13 protein-coding genes are annotated in these 14,612 nt (G+C 75.3%); 6 read left to right on the top strand and 7 right to left on the bottom strand.

Annotated features, from left to right (window positions below; translation table 11 throughout):
* Positions 1 to 63 precede the first annotated feature (63 nt).
* Both ACGFZ2_RS14550 and ACGFZ2_RS14545 read left to right on the top strand, forming a co-directional pair.
* Positions 64 to 558: a sigma-70 family RNA polymerase sigma factor gene (locus ACGFZ2_RS14550; RefSeq protein ID WP_350702681.1), complete on the top strand. Its 495-nt coding sequence runs from the start codon at positions 64 to 66 to the stop codon at positions 556 to 558.
* Positions 555 to 1,247, top strand: coding sequence for an anti-sigma factor family protein (locus ACGFZ2_RS14545; protein ID WP_393453474.1), 693 nt, complete (start codon positions 555 to 557; stop codon positions 1,245 to 1,247). The genes ACGFZ2_RS14550 and ACGFZ2_RS14545 overlap by 4 nt, the downstream gene beginning before the upstream one ends.
* A gap of 10 nt (positions 1,248 to 1,257) precedes the next feature.
* Here the strand turns inward: ACGFZ2_RS14545 and rarD are convergent, their stop codons facing one another.
* The 4 genes from rarD to eccE all read right to left on the bottom strand — a co-directional run bounded on the left by rarD (position 1,258) and on the right by eccE (position 5,219).
* Entirely contained in the window at positions 1,258 to 2,190 is a 933-nt protein-coding gene (gene rarD, locus ACGFZ2_RS14540; RefSeq protein ID WP_393453471.1) for an EamA family transporter RarD, read from the bottom strand.
* Entirely contained in the window at positions 2,187 to 2,687 is a 501-nt protein-coding gene (locus ACGFZ2_RS14535; protein ID WP_393257516.1) for a GNAT family N-acetyltransferase, read from the bottom strand. Before ACGFZ2_RS14535 ends, rarD begins: the two co-directional genes overlap by 4 nt.
* 70 nt (positions 2,688 to 2,757) lie before the next feature.
* Complete coding sequence (locus ACGFZ2_RS14530) at positions 2,758 to 3,144, bottom strand: phage holin family protein (RefSeq protein WP_393257518.1); 387 nt, start codon at positions 3,142 to 3,144, stop codon at positions 2,758 to 2,760.
* A 149-nt stretch (positions 3,145 to 3,293) separates the two neighbouring features.
* On the bottom strand, positions 3,294 to 5,219 hold the full coding sequence (gene eccE / locus ACGFZ2_RS14525) for a type VII secretion protein EccE (RefSeq protein ID WP_393453468.1): 1,926 nt from the start codon (positions 5,217 to 5,219) through the stop codon (positions 3,294 to 3,296).
* Positions 5,220 to 5,444: 225 nt separating this feature from the next.
* Here eccE and ACGFZ2_RS14520 point away from each other — a divergent pair, with 225 nt between their 5' ends.
* Positions 5,445 to 5,765 (top strand): WXG100 family type VII secretion target, encoded by a 321-nt coding sequence (locus ACGFZ2_RS14520; RefSeq protein WP_393257522.1) that lies wholly within the window; start codon positions 5,445 to 5,447, stop codon positions 5,763 to 5,765.
* 27 nt (positions 5,766 to 5,792) lie between these two features.
* Positions 5,793 to 6,086 carry a WXG100 family type VII secretion target gene (locus ACGFZ2_RS14515; protein WP_350701842.1) on the top strand — a complete coding sequence of 98 codons (294 nt, stop codon included), beginning with the start codon at positions 5,793 to 5,795 and terminating at the stop codon, positions 6,084 to 6,086.
* 107 nt (positions 6,087 to 6,193) lie between these two features.
* Here the strand turns inward: ACGFZ2_RS14515 and mycP are convergent, their stop codons facing one another.
* The gene (gene mycP, locus ACGFZ2_RS14510) at positions 6,194 to 7,474 is read right to left on the bottom strand and encodes a type VII secretion-associated serine protease mycosin (protein WP_393453465.1); all 1,281 of its coding nucleotides are present in this window, start codon (positions 7,472 to 7,474) and stop codon (positions 6,194 to 6,196) included.
* Positions 7,475 to 7,626: 152 nt separating this feature from the next.
* On the opposite strand from mycP, the gene ACGFZ2_RS14505 reads away from it, so the two are divergent.
* Both ACGFZ2_RS14505 and ACGFZ2_RS14500 read left to right on the top strand, forming a co-directional pair.
* On the top strand, positions 7,627 to 10,539 hold the full coding sequence (locus ACGFZ2_RS14505; protein WP_393453462.1) for an SseB family protein: 2,913 nt from the start codon (positions 7,627 to 7,629) through the stop codon (positions 10,537 to 10,539).
* Positions 10,536 to 10,901, top strand: coding sequence for a hypothetical protein (locus tag ACGFZ2_RS14500; RefSeq protein ID WP_393257528.1), 366 nt, complete (start codon positions 10,536 to 10,538; stop codon positions 10,899 to 10,901). The genes ACGFZ2_RS14505 and ACGFZ2_RS14500 overlap by 4 nt, the downstream gene beginning before the upstream one ends.
* 25 nt (positions 10,902 to 10,926) lie before the next feature.
* Here the strand turns inward: ACGFZ2_RS14500 and ACGFZ2_RS14495 are convergent, their stop codons facing one another.
* Together ACGFZ2_RS14495 and ACGFZ2_RS14490 are read right to left on the bottom strand one after the other, a co-directional pair.
* The gene (locus tag ACGFZ2_RS14495; RefSeq protein ID WP_357699030.1) at positions 10,927 to 11,859 is read right to left on the bottom strand and encodes an alpha/beta hydrolase; all 933 of its coding nucleotides are present in this window, start codon (positions 11,857 to 11,859) and stop codon (positions 10,927 to 10,929) included.
* A gap of 220 nt (positions 11,860 to 12,079) precedes the next feature.
* Positions 12,080 to 14,476: an immune inhibitor A domain-containing protein gene (locus ACGFZ2_RS14490; protein ID WP_393453700.1), complete on the bottom strand. Its 2,397-nt coding sequence runs from the start codon at positions 14,474 to 14,476 to the stop codon at positions 12,080 to 12,082.
* Positions 14,477 to 14,612 lie beyond the last annotated feature (136 nt).

Here is a 14,612-nt window from a genome sequence, read left to right as displayed (position 1 = left end):
GAACGCCACCGTCGGACTCGCGCCGAGAGCGAGGAGACCGCCATCAGCGACCACGACGCCCAACTGCTCCGCGCGCTGCACGACGAGCACGCGGAGGCGCTCTACGCGCACGCCCTGCGCCTCGTCAACGGCGACCGGCAGCGGGCCGAGGACCTGGTGCAGGAGACGCTGCTGCGGGCCTGGCGGCACCCGGAGTCCCTCGACCCGGAGCGCGGCTCGGTCCGGGCCTGGCTCTTCACCACCGCCCGCAACCTGGCCATCGACGCCTGGCGGCGCCGCTCCACCCGGGTCGGCGAGGTCTTCACCGACGAGCTGCCCGAGCCCCCGGAGACGGTGGACGAGGCGGAACGCGCGGTGGAGGCGTGGACCGTCGCCGAGGCGCTGAACCGGCTCAGCCCCACCCACCGGGAGGTGCTGGTGGAGTGCTTCTACCAGGGGCGGTCGGTGGCCGAGGCGGCCTCCCGGCTGGGCGTGCCGCCGGGCACCGTGAAGTCCCGGACCCACTACGCCCTGCGCTCACTACGGTTGGTCCTGGCCGAGATGGGGGTGACCGCATGACCCGGTGCGACTTCGCGCACGACGACGGCGCGTACGTGCTGGGTGCGCTGGCCCCCGCCGAACGGGCGGCCTACGAGCGGCACCTCGCCGGGTGTGCCGCGTGCCGCCAGGCGGTCGCCGAGATCGCCGTCCTGCCCGGCCTGCTGGGCCGGCTCGATCCGGCCGGGCTGGAGCAGCTCCCGCCGTCGCCGGAGAACCCGCGGGTGCCCGAGCTGCTCACCGCCGCGCGCGAGCGCCGGCGCCGCGAGCGGTCGGCCGCCCGCCGCCGGTACGCCCTCACCGCCCTCGCCGCCGCCGCGCTGGCCCTGGTCGTCGGCGTCGGCACCGCCGTGGTGCTGCCCCGCGAGGCGGCCACCCCGCCGCCCGCCGACGTGCGGATGGTCGCCATGGAGCCGGTGGCCGGCACCGTGCCGGTGTACGCCGAGGTCGCCCTGACCAGCACCGGCTGGGGCACCGAGGTGCGGATGCGCTGCGGGTACGTCGCCAGGACGGGCTACGCCAAGGCGTACACCTTCCGGCTGGTGGCGCACGGCCCGGACGGCGCGACGGAGCAGGTCGGATCCTGGCTCGCCGGCCCCGGCGACGACCTGCGGATCACCGGCGCAACCCGCTTCACCGACGCCGAACTGGTCCGTCTGGAGCTGCTCCGCGCCGACGGCACCCCCGTCCTCGCCTACGACGTCCGCTGACCCGCGAGGGTCAGGGGATCGTGGCCGGGGCGGGGGCGGTGCGGGTCGCGGCGCGGGTCGCGGCGCGGGTGCGGCGGGATTGGCGCAGGGCGTCGACGGTGAAGACGACCAGCGCAGCCCACACCAGGGCGAAGCCGGCCAGCCGGGCCGGCGGCATCGGCTCGTGGAAGATCAGCACCCCGCAGCCGAGCTGGAGGATCGGGGCGAGGTACTGGAGCATGCCGAGACCGGTGAACGGGAGCCGGTTCGCCGCCCCGGCGAAGAGCAGCAGCGGGATCGCGGTCGCCGCGCCGGCCGACACCAGCAGCGCGGTGTGCCCGACCGAGACGTGCCCGAAGGTGGCGTCGCCGCTGGCGGTGAGCCAGCCCAGGTACGCCAGCGCGGGCAGCGCCAGCACCGCCGACTCGACGAAGAGCCCCTCCGCGGCGGGCAGCCCGAGCCGCTTCTTGACCAGGCCGTAGCCGGCGAAGCTGAGCGCCAGGACCAGCGCCAGGTAGGGCAGCCGGCCGTAGTCGACGGTCAGCACCGCCACGGCCAGCCCGCCGATGCCGAGCGCCGCCCACTGCGCGGGGCGCAGCCGTTCGCGCAGCACGGTGACGCCCAGCAGCACCACCACCAGCGGGTTGATGAAGTAGCCGAGGGCGGTCTCCACCACCCGCTCGGAGCTGACGCCGTAGATGTAGGCGCCCCAGTTCACCGCGATCAGCGCGGCGGCCGCGCCGATGCCGGCCAGCGCGCGGGGCCGGCGCACCAGCGCCCGCAGGAACCCGACGTTGCGCATCGCGCCAAGCAGCAGGGCGACGAACGCCACCGACCAGACGACGCGGTGGGCCAGGATCTCCAGCGGCCCGGCCGGACGCAGCAGCTTGAAGTAGAGCGGGAAGAATCCCCAGAGGAGGTACGCGCCGAAGCCGTAGAGGTAGCCGAGGCGGAGTGGCGTCACGCCTCCACAGTAAGGGGCGGACGGCCCCCGGGATCCTTGCCGGTGACCGGGCTCACCGGCTGATCCCGCTGGTCGAGCTGCATCCAGCGGTGCGGATCGGTGATCGTTGCGAAGCCCACCTTCGCGTACACCTCGTGGGCGTCGAAGGTGGCCAGCAGGATCCGGCGTACGCCCAGGCCGGCGAGGTGGTCGCGGACCGCGCCGGCCAGCCAGGTGCCCAGCCCCCGGCCGCGCTCACCCGGGTCGACGTAGACGTCGCAGAGCCAGGCGAAGGTGGCCCCGTCGGTGACCGCCCGGGCGACCGCCACCTGCCGCCCGTCGCCGGGGCGGTAGACGCCGAACACCACCGACCCGGCGAACGCCCGCGCCACCGTCTCCCGGTCCCGACCGATCGCCCAGTACGCGTCGGTGGAGAGCCAGTGGTGCACGCGGTCCAGGTCGATCCGGTCCGGGTCGGTGCTGAGCAGGTAGCCGTCGTGGCGGGTCAAGGTGGTCACCCTGGTGACACTAACCCGGCGACCCGGGCCGCTGAGCAGCCAGTTCCCGGCATCTGGTCGGCGGTGCGGCTCAGTCCCGATCGAGGACGGCGCCGAGGATCCAGGTGACGATCCCGACGAAGAGCGCGCCGAGCACGGCCTCCGGCCAGAAGCTGTCGACGTGGAAGGGCAACCCGGCCTGGTCGGCGATCCAGCTCGTCAGCAGGAACAGCAGCCCGTTGACCACCAGCGCGATCAGCCCGAGGGTCAGCAGGTAGAAGCCGCAGCCGACGGTCTTGATGACCGGCTGGAGCACCGCGTTGACCACGCCGAAGATCGCCGCGACGAGGACGAGCGTGGTGACCGCGTCGGTGGCGGACTCCGTTTCCAGCGTGATGCCCGGGATGAGCAGCGTGGCCAGCCAGAAGGCCAGTGCCGTGCTGGCCAGCCGGATCAGCAGCCCCTTGAGGAATCCCATGGCGGGGATCGTGCCACGGACGCGCCACGTGCGGAACCCGCGAGATCGCCGGACCGCCTCGGGAAGCCGGATCCGCGGCCGGCCGCCAGGCGAGCGGTGCGCCGGTCAGCGGCGGAAGGGATGCCGGCCAGTGGCGAGTGGCGCGCCGGTCAGCGGCGGGAGGGGCGGCCGATGAGCTGTGACTCGATCGGGGTGGGCGAGAGCAGCGCCCAGCGCAGCGCGCGCCGGTTGACCACCGCGACCATGTCGTCCCGGATCCGGGTCAGCCACTCCGCCGACCCGCCGAGGCCCAACGCGGCGCCGGCCAGGGCTGCCTCGGCCGGGTCGAGGGGTTGCAGCACGGCCAGGTCGGCCCGGCCCAGCGCGTCGGCGTCGGCCGGGGTCAGCTCGTCGCGGACCAGTAGCGTGGCCCGCCACGCGGGGCCCGGTTCCGGGTCTGCCGGAGTTGGGCCGGCGTCGACGACCACCAGCAGCGGGCACAGCGGTGAGCCCGGTCCGCCGCCCACCGGGCGGCCCGGCGGAACCAGCGGGATCATCGCGCCCGGCGTGCCGACGCCCCGCACGAACGGCTCCCAGCTGCGGGGGCGCGCCGTCTGCACCACCACCCGGGCGCCGAGCGCCATGGCCCGCAGCGCGACGAGCTGTGCCGCGCCTATCCCGCCGACGAGCATCACCCGGGTGCTCTCGGGCCGGAACAGCCGGACGGTCACCGCGCCGCCGTGCCGGTTCGTGCCGACCATCAGCCCCGCCTCGCCGACGGTCAGCTCCAACGCGTCGGGGGCCGGCCCCGGCCCCGGCGCCCCCGCCGCCGCGAGCGGCAGCGTGGTGGCCAGCCCGTCGAGCTGCGCGCCGTCGAGCCGGTGCGCCTCGCCGCCCGCCTCGGTCACCAGCCGGCGCAGCGCCTGGGCCGCGACCGAGAGCTCCGCCGGGGTGGCGGCGGCCAGCCGTACGGCCACCTCGGTCGGCGCCGACGCGGGGTCGGCGCCGGCCTGCGGCCCGGCGCAGAGCGACACCGTGGTCGCCGTCGCGGGCAGCGCGAGCAGCCGGGGCACCAGCCGCCGGCCGGCATCGGTGCGCGCGTCGGGCCAGCGGCGCAGCCGGAACGTGGTCTGGAGCAGGTCGCCCGCCCGCACCGCCTGCCAGGACTCCCGGGCCGGATGGTCGTCGTGGTGGGCCGACTCCGCCAGCACGCGCAGCGTCGCGTGCTCGCCCAGCGGGCGGGCGGTGACCGCCCCGAGCCGGCGCACGATCCGGCGTACGGTGCCGGAGAGCGCCTGCCGCAGCTCCTCGCCGGTCCAGCCCTCGGCGCGGAGCACCCGCACGGCGAGGACGGCCTGTTCCAGGCCGGCGAGCCGCCCGTCGGTGAGCTGCCGGTAGGACGTGGCGACCGTGCCGCGGCCCGCCCCGACCGTCGGCGCGGGCGCGCCTGTCAGCAGGAGCTGGAGCCGGACCGGCGGCCCGTCCGGCGCGGCCGCCGACAGCAGGGACGCCGGGAGCGGCAGCGCGCGGGGACCGTCGCCGAGCAGGTCGGCCGGGTCGCCGACCTCCACCAGGGCCACCATGCCGGCGGCGTCGTCGAGCACGGCGGCCGGCGTGCCGGCCAGCTCCACGGGGCGGACCACCGCACCCGGGTCGACCAGGTCCAGCAGGGCCGCCGGGCCCGCGGCCGGCGGCAGGGCGCGGCGGCGGGTCGCATAGCCCAGGCCGGTGGCGAGCCACTCGAAGAGCCAGCGCCCCCGCAGCCGCACCCACGCCAGGGGCAGCAGCGTCGCGGCCAGCGCCACGGCGGCCAGCGCCGCGAGCGCGCCCCGGCCGGCGGCCGCGACCAGGGCGGCCACCGCGACCTGCGCGGCGACGACCTGACCGGCCCGGACGCCGATGGTCCGCCGACGGGCGGCCGGAATCCACTGTGGCGGCAGGACGGCGCGGGGCCCCGACGCGCCCGGCGCGGGCCCGGCCGGCGTGGGTGGGACCGGCTCGGGGACGGCGGTGGCCGGCTGCGCGGCCGGCCGGGCCGGGCCCGTGCTGGTGGTCACCGTCACCGTGCCTCCTCGACCGGTCACTCGCCGCGACATCGATGCCGCCCATCGTAAGGGCCGGCCCGAGGGAGCGGGGAGCGCGGTTGTCCACAGGGGATGGCGATGGGGTAGCAGAACCGCGAGGGGGCGGCTACCGTCAGCGACGAGTTCCGCTGACCCCGCGCCCGCCGCGCTCGACGCCCGGGCGGCGCGAGCGGGGCGCCCGAGTGAGCGGGCGCGCCGACGGCCAGCCACGACCGATGAGACGAGGTGACGTCCGGGGTGTCCCAGACCCAGGCAGAAGCAGCGGTGATGCAGCAGACTGCCGCGAAGTTCGAGCAGGTGGACCAGTCCCTGCACTCCATGCTGAGCAGCCTGATGGCCCAGCTGGAGGTGTTGCAGCAGGCCTGGCGCGGCGCCGGCGGGCGCTCGTTCGAGCAGGTCAAACAGCAGTGGGCGCAGGACCAGGCGACGCTGCAGCGGGCGCTGCGGGAGACCGCGGGCGCCATCCGCACGGCCGGTCAGCAGTACGACGTCTCGGACAGCGAGGCCGCCAGCCGCGTGTCCACCACCAACCGCGGCGGCATCCAGCTGCCGCTCTGACCCGGACTTCGGGGGAGGAGACATCCGATGGACCACGGTGTGCTGGTCGTCAACTTCGCCGCGTTGCAGCAGGCCAGCGCGGACATCCAACGAGCGCTGAACACGCTCGACTCGCAACTCGGGCAGCTCGAACGCGACGCCGCCCCGCTCGTGGCGAGCTGGTCCGGCGAGGCCCGGCAGGCGTACGAGCAGCGGCAGGGCCGTTGGCGCTCCGCCTCGCAGGACCTGCAGGCCATGCTGCGCGACATCAAGCTCGCGGTCGACGACTCCGCGGCCGACTACCTCGACACGGAGAAGAAGAACGTCGGCCTGTTCCAGTGAGCCGCGCCCGGTGGTGGCGCCGACCCTGACCCGGTCGACGCCACCACCGTCGTTCCAGCTCGTGGCTGGGCGACCGGGCGGAGGGCTGGCTCCGCGGCAGCCCGCCGTCAGGCCGGGCCGGCGGGCTGCCAGCGGCGGCGGGCGCCGCGCGGCACGACCAGCGCCAGCAGCGCCGCCACCGCGACCGCCGCTCCGCTGATCCCGGCCACCAGCAGCGCCCGGTCCCGGGCCGTCGCCCGGCGGGCCTGCTGCGCCACCAGCGCCGGATCGTCGCGGTCGTCGGCGAGCGCGGTGGCCGGGCGCGGCCGTTCCGGCGCCCCGCCGCCGGTCTCGGTGACCGCCCGGTACGGATTCAGCACCCCCGCGCCGTACCCGCCGCCCCCGCCGCCACCCGGCGCCGGATCGGCGCTCGCCACGATCCGCTGCGCCACCTGCGCCGCGCTCAGCTCCGGCCGGTACTGCCGCAGCAGCGCGGCCGTGGCCGCCACGAAGGGCGCCGCGTAGCTGGTCCCCTCGGCCCGGTGGTGCCCCTGGCCGGGGGCGGCCATCAGCACGTCGCTGCCCGGGGCGACCAGGTCGACGTACGGGCCGGTCTGGGAGAACGGGGAGCGGGCCCCGTCCGCCCCGATCGCGCCCACCCCGAGCACCCCGTCGTACGCGGCCGGGTAGGGCCGGGGGTCGCCGCTGTCGTGCAGGTTTCCGGCGGCGGCCACCACGACCACGTCCCGCTCGACCGCGTAGCCGACCGCGGCCCGCACCGCCGGGTTGTCCGCGTACAGCACGACGGAGAGGTTGAGCACGTCGGCGTCGTGGTCGACCGCCCAGCGGATGGCCCGGGCGAAGTCCTCGGCGCTGACCGTGCGCCCCGACTCCCGCCCCTCGACGACCTGCTGCTCGCTGACCCGTACCGGCAGGATCCGGGCGCCCGGGGCCAGCCCGTGGAACGCCACCCCGTCGCGGGGGCTGGCGGCGATGATGCTCGCCACGCCGGTGCCGTGACCGGCGCAGTCCCGGCCGCCGTCGCCGCCCGGGTCGAGCAGGTCGGTGCCGTCGAGGACCCGCCCGGCCAGCTGCGGGTGGCGGCGGTCCACCCCGGAGTCGACGACCGCCACCGTCACCCCGGCCCCGGTGGCCAACGGCGCGAGCCGCTCCGGGGCGTACCGCTGGTGGGGCCAGGGCGGCGCGGACACCGGCCGGACCGGGGCGAGCGGGGACGGGCAGCCGGGGGCCGCCCGCGCGGTGAGCGCGGCGGGCCCGGAACGGCCGACGGTGACCGGTTCCGTGGCGGCCCGGGCCGGCCGGGCGGCGGCCGCCGGGGCGGCCGGGACGGCGGCCAGCAGCGCCGTCGTCAGGGCTGCCAGGAGCGGGCGCGCGGGGGACCGGGACATCGACCGCCTCCGTATCGTGTCGACTCCGGGACGGGATGTTAGCGCCTCCGGCGCGACGGCGCGGACCGCCGCCGGCCAGCCATTGTGATCTTGTTTCTACCTTGTAGGTTGTACGCGATGCCTATGGCCTGTTCGCGGGAGGAGGGGTGGCCGTGACCGACTGGGAGCCGGCCACCGACGCCGAAGCGGCGATGCGGGACGCGTTGCGCGCCAACGACCAGCAGCTCTACTTCCGCGTCCTGGCCCAGACCGAGCTGCTGCTGCCGGTCTCGGCCGAGGCGCTCGCCGGGAAGGCGCCGCTGGGCTGGGGCACCTGGACGACCGGCGGTCGCACCCACGTGCTGGCGTTCACCTCCGCCGCGGCCATGCGGGCCTGCCTCGGGGAGAACGCGGGCTCCGGCCGCCGCACCTCGTACGCCGACCTGGCTGCCGGCTGGCCCAACCACGAGTGGTGGCTGGCGGTGAACCCCGGCCTGCCCGTCGAGGGCTACCTGCCGGCCTGGTTCGTCTCCCAGCTCTCCCGCGGCGACGTCCGGCTGCCCGGCCGCACCCTCGGTGCGCGGGCCCGCCTGGAACGGGCGGAGACCGTCGCCCGGGTGCGGGCCCAAACCACCGGTCGCGACACGGCCGACGGGCCGGAGACCCGGCCGACCACCGGTGACCCGGGGCGGACCGCCCTGGCCGGTGCCGCCCCGGCCAACGGCGCCCCGGCGGCCCGGCCCGAGCACCCGGCGGCGTCGACGGCCGGCCGGGTGCCGGCGCCCGCCCGACCCGGGCCGCCGGAGCCGCCCCGCGCCGCCGTCCCGCCCGGGTACCCGTCGAACCGGCCGGGCCCGCAGCAGGGTGACCCGACGGCCGGCGACGCCGTGGCGGCTGTCGACCGGCCGGCGCCGTCCCGGTTCGTGCCGCTCGGCGATCGCGCGGAGGGCCGGCCGGTCCCGCCCCCCGCGCCGTCCTCGCCGACGAACGGTCGTCCCGCCGGCGAGGCTCCGGAGCGGCCCAACCACCGGTCCTTCTTCGAGCCGGCGTCCGGCCGCGCGTCCGCTCAGCGGCAGGAGGCGCTGCGCTCCGGCGAACGGGCCGTACCGCCGTCCCGCCTCGCACGCGGCGGCCAGCCGTTCCCCCGGCGTCGACCGCTCGCCGAGCCGGTGCCGGAGGGCCCGACCCGCCCAATCCCGATCGCCCCGGCCGACGGCGAGCCGACCCGGGCCTTCGCGGTGCCGGACGGGGAGAGCACCCAGGTGCTGCCGCCGCGCCGGGCGGACCCGTCCGCCGAGGACGTCACCCGCGACCTTCGCGTTTCCGCCCCCGACCCCACACTGGCGTTCGCCGCCCGCCGGCCGGACCCCGACGGTGACGTGACGCAGGCCCTGCCGCGCCCCCGGCCCACGCCGGAGCCCGGCGCGGAGCAGGAGCCGGCCTCGGCCGCGGAGCTGGTCTCCGGGCCGCCCGCGCCCCGGCGCGGGTTCACGCCGATCGTCATCGAGGGCACGATCATCGAGTCGCGGGACCTCACCGGGTCGCCCGACGCTGCCCCTGCGGAGCCCGTCTCGCTGTTCGAGCCGGTGCGGCGGTCCGACCGGCCCGCCCCGACCGCCCCCGCCGGCCCGGCATCCGCCGGCCCGACCGTCACGGCACCGACCGGCCCGACCGTCACGGCAGCCGGTGCGGTCGGCCCCGCCGACCCCGTTGCCACCGGACCCGGAGTTGCCACCGGACCCGGCGTTGCCACCGGACCCGGCGTTGCCACCGGACCCGGCGGGGTCGACGCACCCGGTTCGGTGGAGACCGCAGCCGCACCGGTGGAGACCGCGCCCGGCCTGTTCGACACCCCGTCCCGGCCGGTCGCCGCCGCGCCCGGCCTGTTCGACACCGCGCCCGAGCCGCCCGACACCGCGCCCGAGCCGGCTGCCGCGTCGCGGCGTCCCGCCCCGCCCGCTACCGGCGGCGTCGCGGGTACGGCCGCGCCGACGCCCGGCGAGGCGGTCGGGGAGGGCGCCGTGCCGGCGGGGTCCGGGTGGGGCGATGCCCCGGCGGGCGGATCGGTGGTGGCCGGGGCGGAGGACCACGCGCCGGCCCGCTTCGAGCCCGTGCCGGTCGACTTCCAGCCGGCCAACGAGGTCGAGGAGAACCTGCTCGACGCCGCCGGGAGCGGCAGCACCGACACGTTCCTGTCCACGCTGCTGCTGGCCCGTGTGCTGCTGCCGGTGGCCGCCGACTCCGCGCCGGGCAGCCGGCCCGGTGAGCCCGGCTTCGTCTGGCGTACGGAGGAGCTGGACGGCGACACGTTCGTGGTGGTGCACACCTCACCGGAGCGGCTCGCGGAGTACGCCGACGCGGCGGCCGAGACCATCGAGGTCAAGTTCGTCCAGCTGATCCGGCGGTGGCCGGACGCCTCCTGGTCGTTCGCGGTCAACCCGGGTAGCCCGGTCGGGGCGAAGCTGCCCGGTGAGCAGATCCTCGCGCTGGCCAACTGGGCGGCGGAGGTGGGGCTCGGCGACGACGCCGGGACCGAGGGCGAGGCGGCGGCCCCCGTCGAGGAGCCGGCCAGCCGCCCCCGCTATGCGGCACCTGACCCGGCCCGGCCGATCGTGATGCAGAAGGCGGTCGCCCCCAGCCAGCTCGCGTACTACCTGGAGCGGGGCTACGACCGGGTCTCCGGTTTCGTGCACCGGGCCAACGAACTGGCCCACCTGAACACCCCGGCGCAGCTGCACGACGCGCTCGGCCTCGGTCACCCCGACTCGCCGTTCGCGCGGGACGCCGAGGAGATCTACGTGCTGCGCTGGCCGGCGCACCGACCCAGCCTCTACCGGATCCCGTACGGCGGGCAGAGCGAGGCCGCCATGCGGGCCATGGAGGGCTGGGTCATCGAGCGCCCGCCGTTCCGGGGTAACGGCTTCGCCCCGGGCGAGAGCAGCGACGTGGTGGCGGAGTTCAAGGTGGACAGCGCCCGGCTGCCGCACGGCGCGCAGCTCTGGCGGATCGGCGCGGACGGCACGGAGCGGGTGGTCGCCATCCTCGACACCGACGCGCTGCTGTGGCGACAGGTCGGTGCGCAGTGACCCGGGACGGCTACGTGGCCCGCTGGCGCGGCCGGGAGTACCAGGCGAGCCCGGACGGCGACGACGTCCGGCTCTACCAGCCCGAGTCGGGCGAGGGCTTCGAGGAGGTACGCCCCGGCCGGTACGTGCGGGTGGTCCCGGCCACCGAGGTCGACGACCTGGCGTACGTGCGGACGACCTGCACCTGGCAGGGGCAGCCGTTCATCGTCCTCGGCGAGCACGACGGCTGGCTGCGGGTGGAGTACACCGGCGGGCGCTGGCCCGTCGCCCGGGCGATGGGGCTGGAGGTCTTCGACTTCGGCGTCTACCAGGGCTGGGCGCCCGCCGCCGAGGTCGCCGACCTGCGCGAGCAGCGGGTCTGAGGCCCGCGCGGGCAGCGGGTCGGAGTCAGGACTTCGCCCAGCGCAGGATCTCGCCGAGCACCACCTCGCGGGCCTCCATGTGCGGGAAGTGCCCCACGCCGTCCAGGAGCCGCCACTCGTAGGGCGCCACCACGTACCGGCCGGAGCCCTGGGCGGTGCGCGGCAGGGACGCCTGGTCGAGCGCGCCGTGGAGTTGGAGCGTCGGGGTGACCAGCGGCTTCTGCATCAGCCGGACGAAGCGGTAGCCGTGCAGGCGGAGCACCGAGCGGAAAGCCCAGCGGTAGCCCTCCAGGGCGCAGAACGCCGCCTGCGGGATCCGCATCGCCTCCCGGCACCGCCGGGCGTACGCCTCGAAGTCCGGCCCGTGGACCCAGCGCGGCCCGCCCCAGCGGCGCAGCATCTCCTCCACCGCCGCCGCGCCGTCCCGGGTGAGCACGTGTTCGTAGCGGGGCAGCTGGAACTTCAGGGTGGGCGTGGAGGCGGCGAACTGCCCGCGCGGGTCGGCGAAGATGGCCGCCCGGAGCCGCAGCGGGTGCGGGGCGCCGAGCACCACCAGCCGGCGGACCAGCGCCGGGTGGAACGACGCCACGGTCCACCCGATCATGCCGCCGATGCCGGTGCCCACCACGGTCGCGGAGCGCTCGCCGAGGGCCCGGATCAGCCCGGCGATGTCGGCGGCCAGCGTGTAGCCGTCGTACCCCCGGGGCGGCTTGTCGCTGGCGCCGTAGCCGCGCAGGTCGACCGCGACGGCGCGGAACCCGGCGTCGGCGACCGCCGGCAGCATCTCGTGCCAGGCCCACCAGTGCTCGGGGAAGCCGTGCAGGAAGAGCACCATCGGGCCGGTGCCCGACTCGACGACGTGGAACCGGCTGCCGTTCGCGCCGACGAACCGGTGCGTCCACGGCCCCTCGCTGAGGACGCAGGACTCGTCGACGGGCCCGCCACGCTGCTCGGTCATGGCAGACAGCCTATGACCCCGGTGCCGGCCGGCTCCGCCGCCGACCCCGGCCGGGTGGCCGGGGTCGCTGGCGATCGCGCGGGTGGCGGACCGCACGACCGGTCGGACGTGCCACGCGGGTTCCCCCGCCGATCGCACCTCGCTGCCTGCGGAACGGGCGATGCCCGGGCAGGTGGCCTGCCCGGGCATCGCGTGGTGCGGGTGGTGCGTGATCAGGCGATCAGGAGATGCGGATCTTGGTGTAGAGGCCGTCCTTCTCCAGGACCTTGATCTTGGTGCCGGTGGCCGGGAGCTTGACGCCGTGGTTCGGCAGCTCCGGGTACCAGTACTGCTTGGTGTCGTCGAACAGCGGCTGCGCGGCCTGGCCACGGATGTACTGCGGCTGGCTGTTGAGGTGCAGCGTGAACGAGTCGGCCTTCTTCAGGCTGAACGGCGCGTCGTAGACCTGGACGCGGGCCCGCCAGGGCTGCCCGGTCAGGTTGTAGATCGGCCGCGGGTGCGCGTCGATGATCAGGTTGCGCCCCTCACCCGGGTGCTCGAACGTGTCGTTGTCCGCCCACCGGGTGTTCCAGTAGGAGATCAGCAGACCCTCCTGGTACGCGTAGTGGTCCACGTAGTCCGGGCGGGTGTTCGCGTAGCCGAAGAAGTACGGGCCGGTCTTCAGGTACTTGTCGTACGAGGTGTACTGCCGGGTGCCCGCGATGTAGTAGTTGTCGAACTCCCGGGTGTAGGTCTCCTCGGCGACCTCGAAGCCACCGGCGAGCGTCCAACCGGCGGCGCCGGACTCGGCACCGTCGGAGAGGACGGTCTGGCCGTCGGCGGTCACGGTGACGGCGTCACCGTAGAAGCCGCCCTCGGAGACACCGCCGTCGGTCTGGTAGCGCAGCCGGAACTGCGCGACCTTGCCCGCCGCCGCGTCCATGGGGATATTGATGTCGGCCCACTCGCCGTTGCTGCTGCCGTCCAGGGCCGGACGTCCGGGCGAGATCTCCGGGAGGGGCTGGCCGTTGACCGTGCCCGGCAGCGCCGTCCAGGTCTGGCCGCCGTCGAGCGACGCCTCGAAGAACAGGTAGTCGTACCCGGCCTCGATGTCGTAGCGGCCCTTCATCGACAGCGACGCCGACGACTTCCCGGTGAAGTCCAGGGTCCGGGTCATCGTGCTGTTGAGGTCGTCCTCGTTGCCCGAGAAGAACTGCTTGGTGCCCTCGAACGGCTTGCCGTTGTCGAAGCTGTACTCCCGCTTCGGGAGCACCACCACGACGCCCTGGGCCTCGTCGGTGTTGTATTCCTGCGGGCCGAGCTTCAGGGTGCGCTGCTGCCCCGCGACGACCACCTCGTAGTCGAGCCAGCCGAGCTGGAGCTTGTTCCACGCGCCCAGGTCGCCGCCGCGGTCGCCGATGCCGGCGTCGTCCTTGGCGCCGAGCCGGCTCTGGGCCATCAGGGTCCAGTGCTCGTTGTTGTTGTCCCCACCGTTGACGACGTTGTAGTCGTCCGGCAGACCGAGGTCGTGGCCGTACTCGTGGTAGAAGACGCTCCGGCCGCCGTTCTCCGGCTGGATGGTGTAGTCACCGATCCAGATGCCGGTGTTGCCGATCTGGGTGCCGCCGGCCGGGAAGTTGACCGGGCCGGTCGAACCCTGGTCGGACGCGAAGGCGTACCAGCGGTGGCTCCAGATGGCGTCCTCGCCCTGGTACGGGTCGCCGTCGGCCTCGTCGCCGCCGGAGTGGACGATCTGGAAGTGGTCGATGTAGCCGTCCGACTCGTTGAAGTTGCCGTCCGAGTCGTGGTCGTACCGGTCCCACTGGTCCATCGCCTTGACGTCCGCGGCGATCTGGGCGTCGGTGCGGCCGGCGGCCTTCTGGTCGGCGACCCACTGGTTGGCGGCGTCCCGGACCAGTTCCCACGTGTTGGTGCAGGTGTTGTCCTCGCACGGGAAGCCGCCGGAGCGGCCGTAGCGGGCCTCGTTGTACCGAACCTTCACCCAGTCGGTGACCGTGCCGTCGACGCTGTAGCGGCCCGAGGACTGCGCCTCGTAGTACTGCTTCAGCGACTCGTCACCGGGGTTGGTGCCGAAGTAGAGCTTGCGGTAGTGGTCGGCGTTGTAGTCCGCCTGCCACACGGTGGAGTTGTCCACCGCCCGGTTGGGGGCGGGGATCTCGTTGTGCAGCGGCCCGTCGAACCGGGTCGGACCCGCCGTGGTCGGGTCGGTGTCCTGGTCCGGGTAGCTCGGGTGCCGCTCGTTGCCGAACTCGGCGAGGATGACGAAGATCCGGTCGGTCTGCTCGCGGGCGAGCTCGACGTACTGGTCCTCCATCTGGCTGGCGGCGCCGGCCCGGGTCGAGCGGGCGGTGGCCCCCTCGGCCTGGGTCTTGCCGACCTTGACGACCGTGCTGCCGTTGATCTTCTGCGCCTTGGCCCGGCCGGAGAGGACGTCGCTCAGGCCCTCCTGGCGCAGGGCGCGACGCTTGTCCTCGAGCGGGTTCGGCAGGTCGTGGTCGACATGGGCTGGCTCGGTGACCGACGGAGCGGCCGTCGGCAACTTCGGCTGCGGCGCGGCGCTGGCGGATGTGCCGACCGCCAGTCCCGTCGCCGTCAGCGAAAGCCCGAGCAGACCCACTGCGACTTTGCGCACGTGGTACCTCCGGTGTGAGGGAACCGGCCCAACGGGGGTACGGGCCGGTGGAGATCGATCCCACTAGTGGGACCAATGGTGAACATAGACACTCGTGTGACCCCTGGGAAGATGCGCACGT

The sequence above is a fragment of the Micromonospora sp. NPDC048063 genome, from assembly GCF_043202855.1.
In the GTDB taxonomy this organism is placed as follows: Bacteria; Actinomycetota; Actinomycetes; order Mycobacteriales; family Micromonosporaceae; genus Micromonospora.
This window is presented reverse-complemented; position numbering and strand designations above follow the sequence as displayed.

What these genes read in the sequence shown, in the direction of transcription:
- ACGFZ2_RS14495 (WP_357699030.1), bottom strand. Translation starts at nt 11,859, where the DNA reads ATGACCGAGCAGCGTGGCGGGCCCGTCGACGAGTCCTGCGTCCTCAGC.
- mycP (WP_393453465.1), bottom strand. Translation starts at nt 7,474, where the DNA reads ATGTCCCGGTCCCCCGCGCGCCCGCTCCTGGCAGCCCTGACGACGGCG.
- ACGFZ2_RS14515 (WP_350701842.1), top strand. Translation starts at nt 5,793, where the DNA reads ATGGACCACGGTGTGCTGGTCGTCAACTTCGCCGCGTTGCAGCAGGCC.
- ACGFZ2_RS14545 (WP_393453474.1), top strand. Translation starts at nt 555, where the DNA reads ATGACCCGGTGCGACTTCGCGCACGACGACGGCGCGTACGTGCTGGGT.
- ACGFZ2_RS14530 (WP_393257518.1), bottom strand. Translation starts at nt 3,144, where the DNA reads ATGGGATTCCTCAAGGGGCTGCTGATCCGGCTGGCCAGCACGGCACTG.
- eccE (WP_393453468.1), bottom strand. Translation starts at nt 5,219, where the DNA reads ATGTCGCGGCGAGTGACCGGTCGAGGAGGCACGGTGACGGTGACCACC.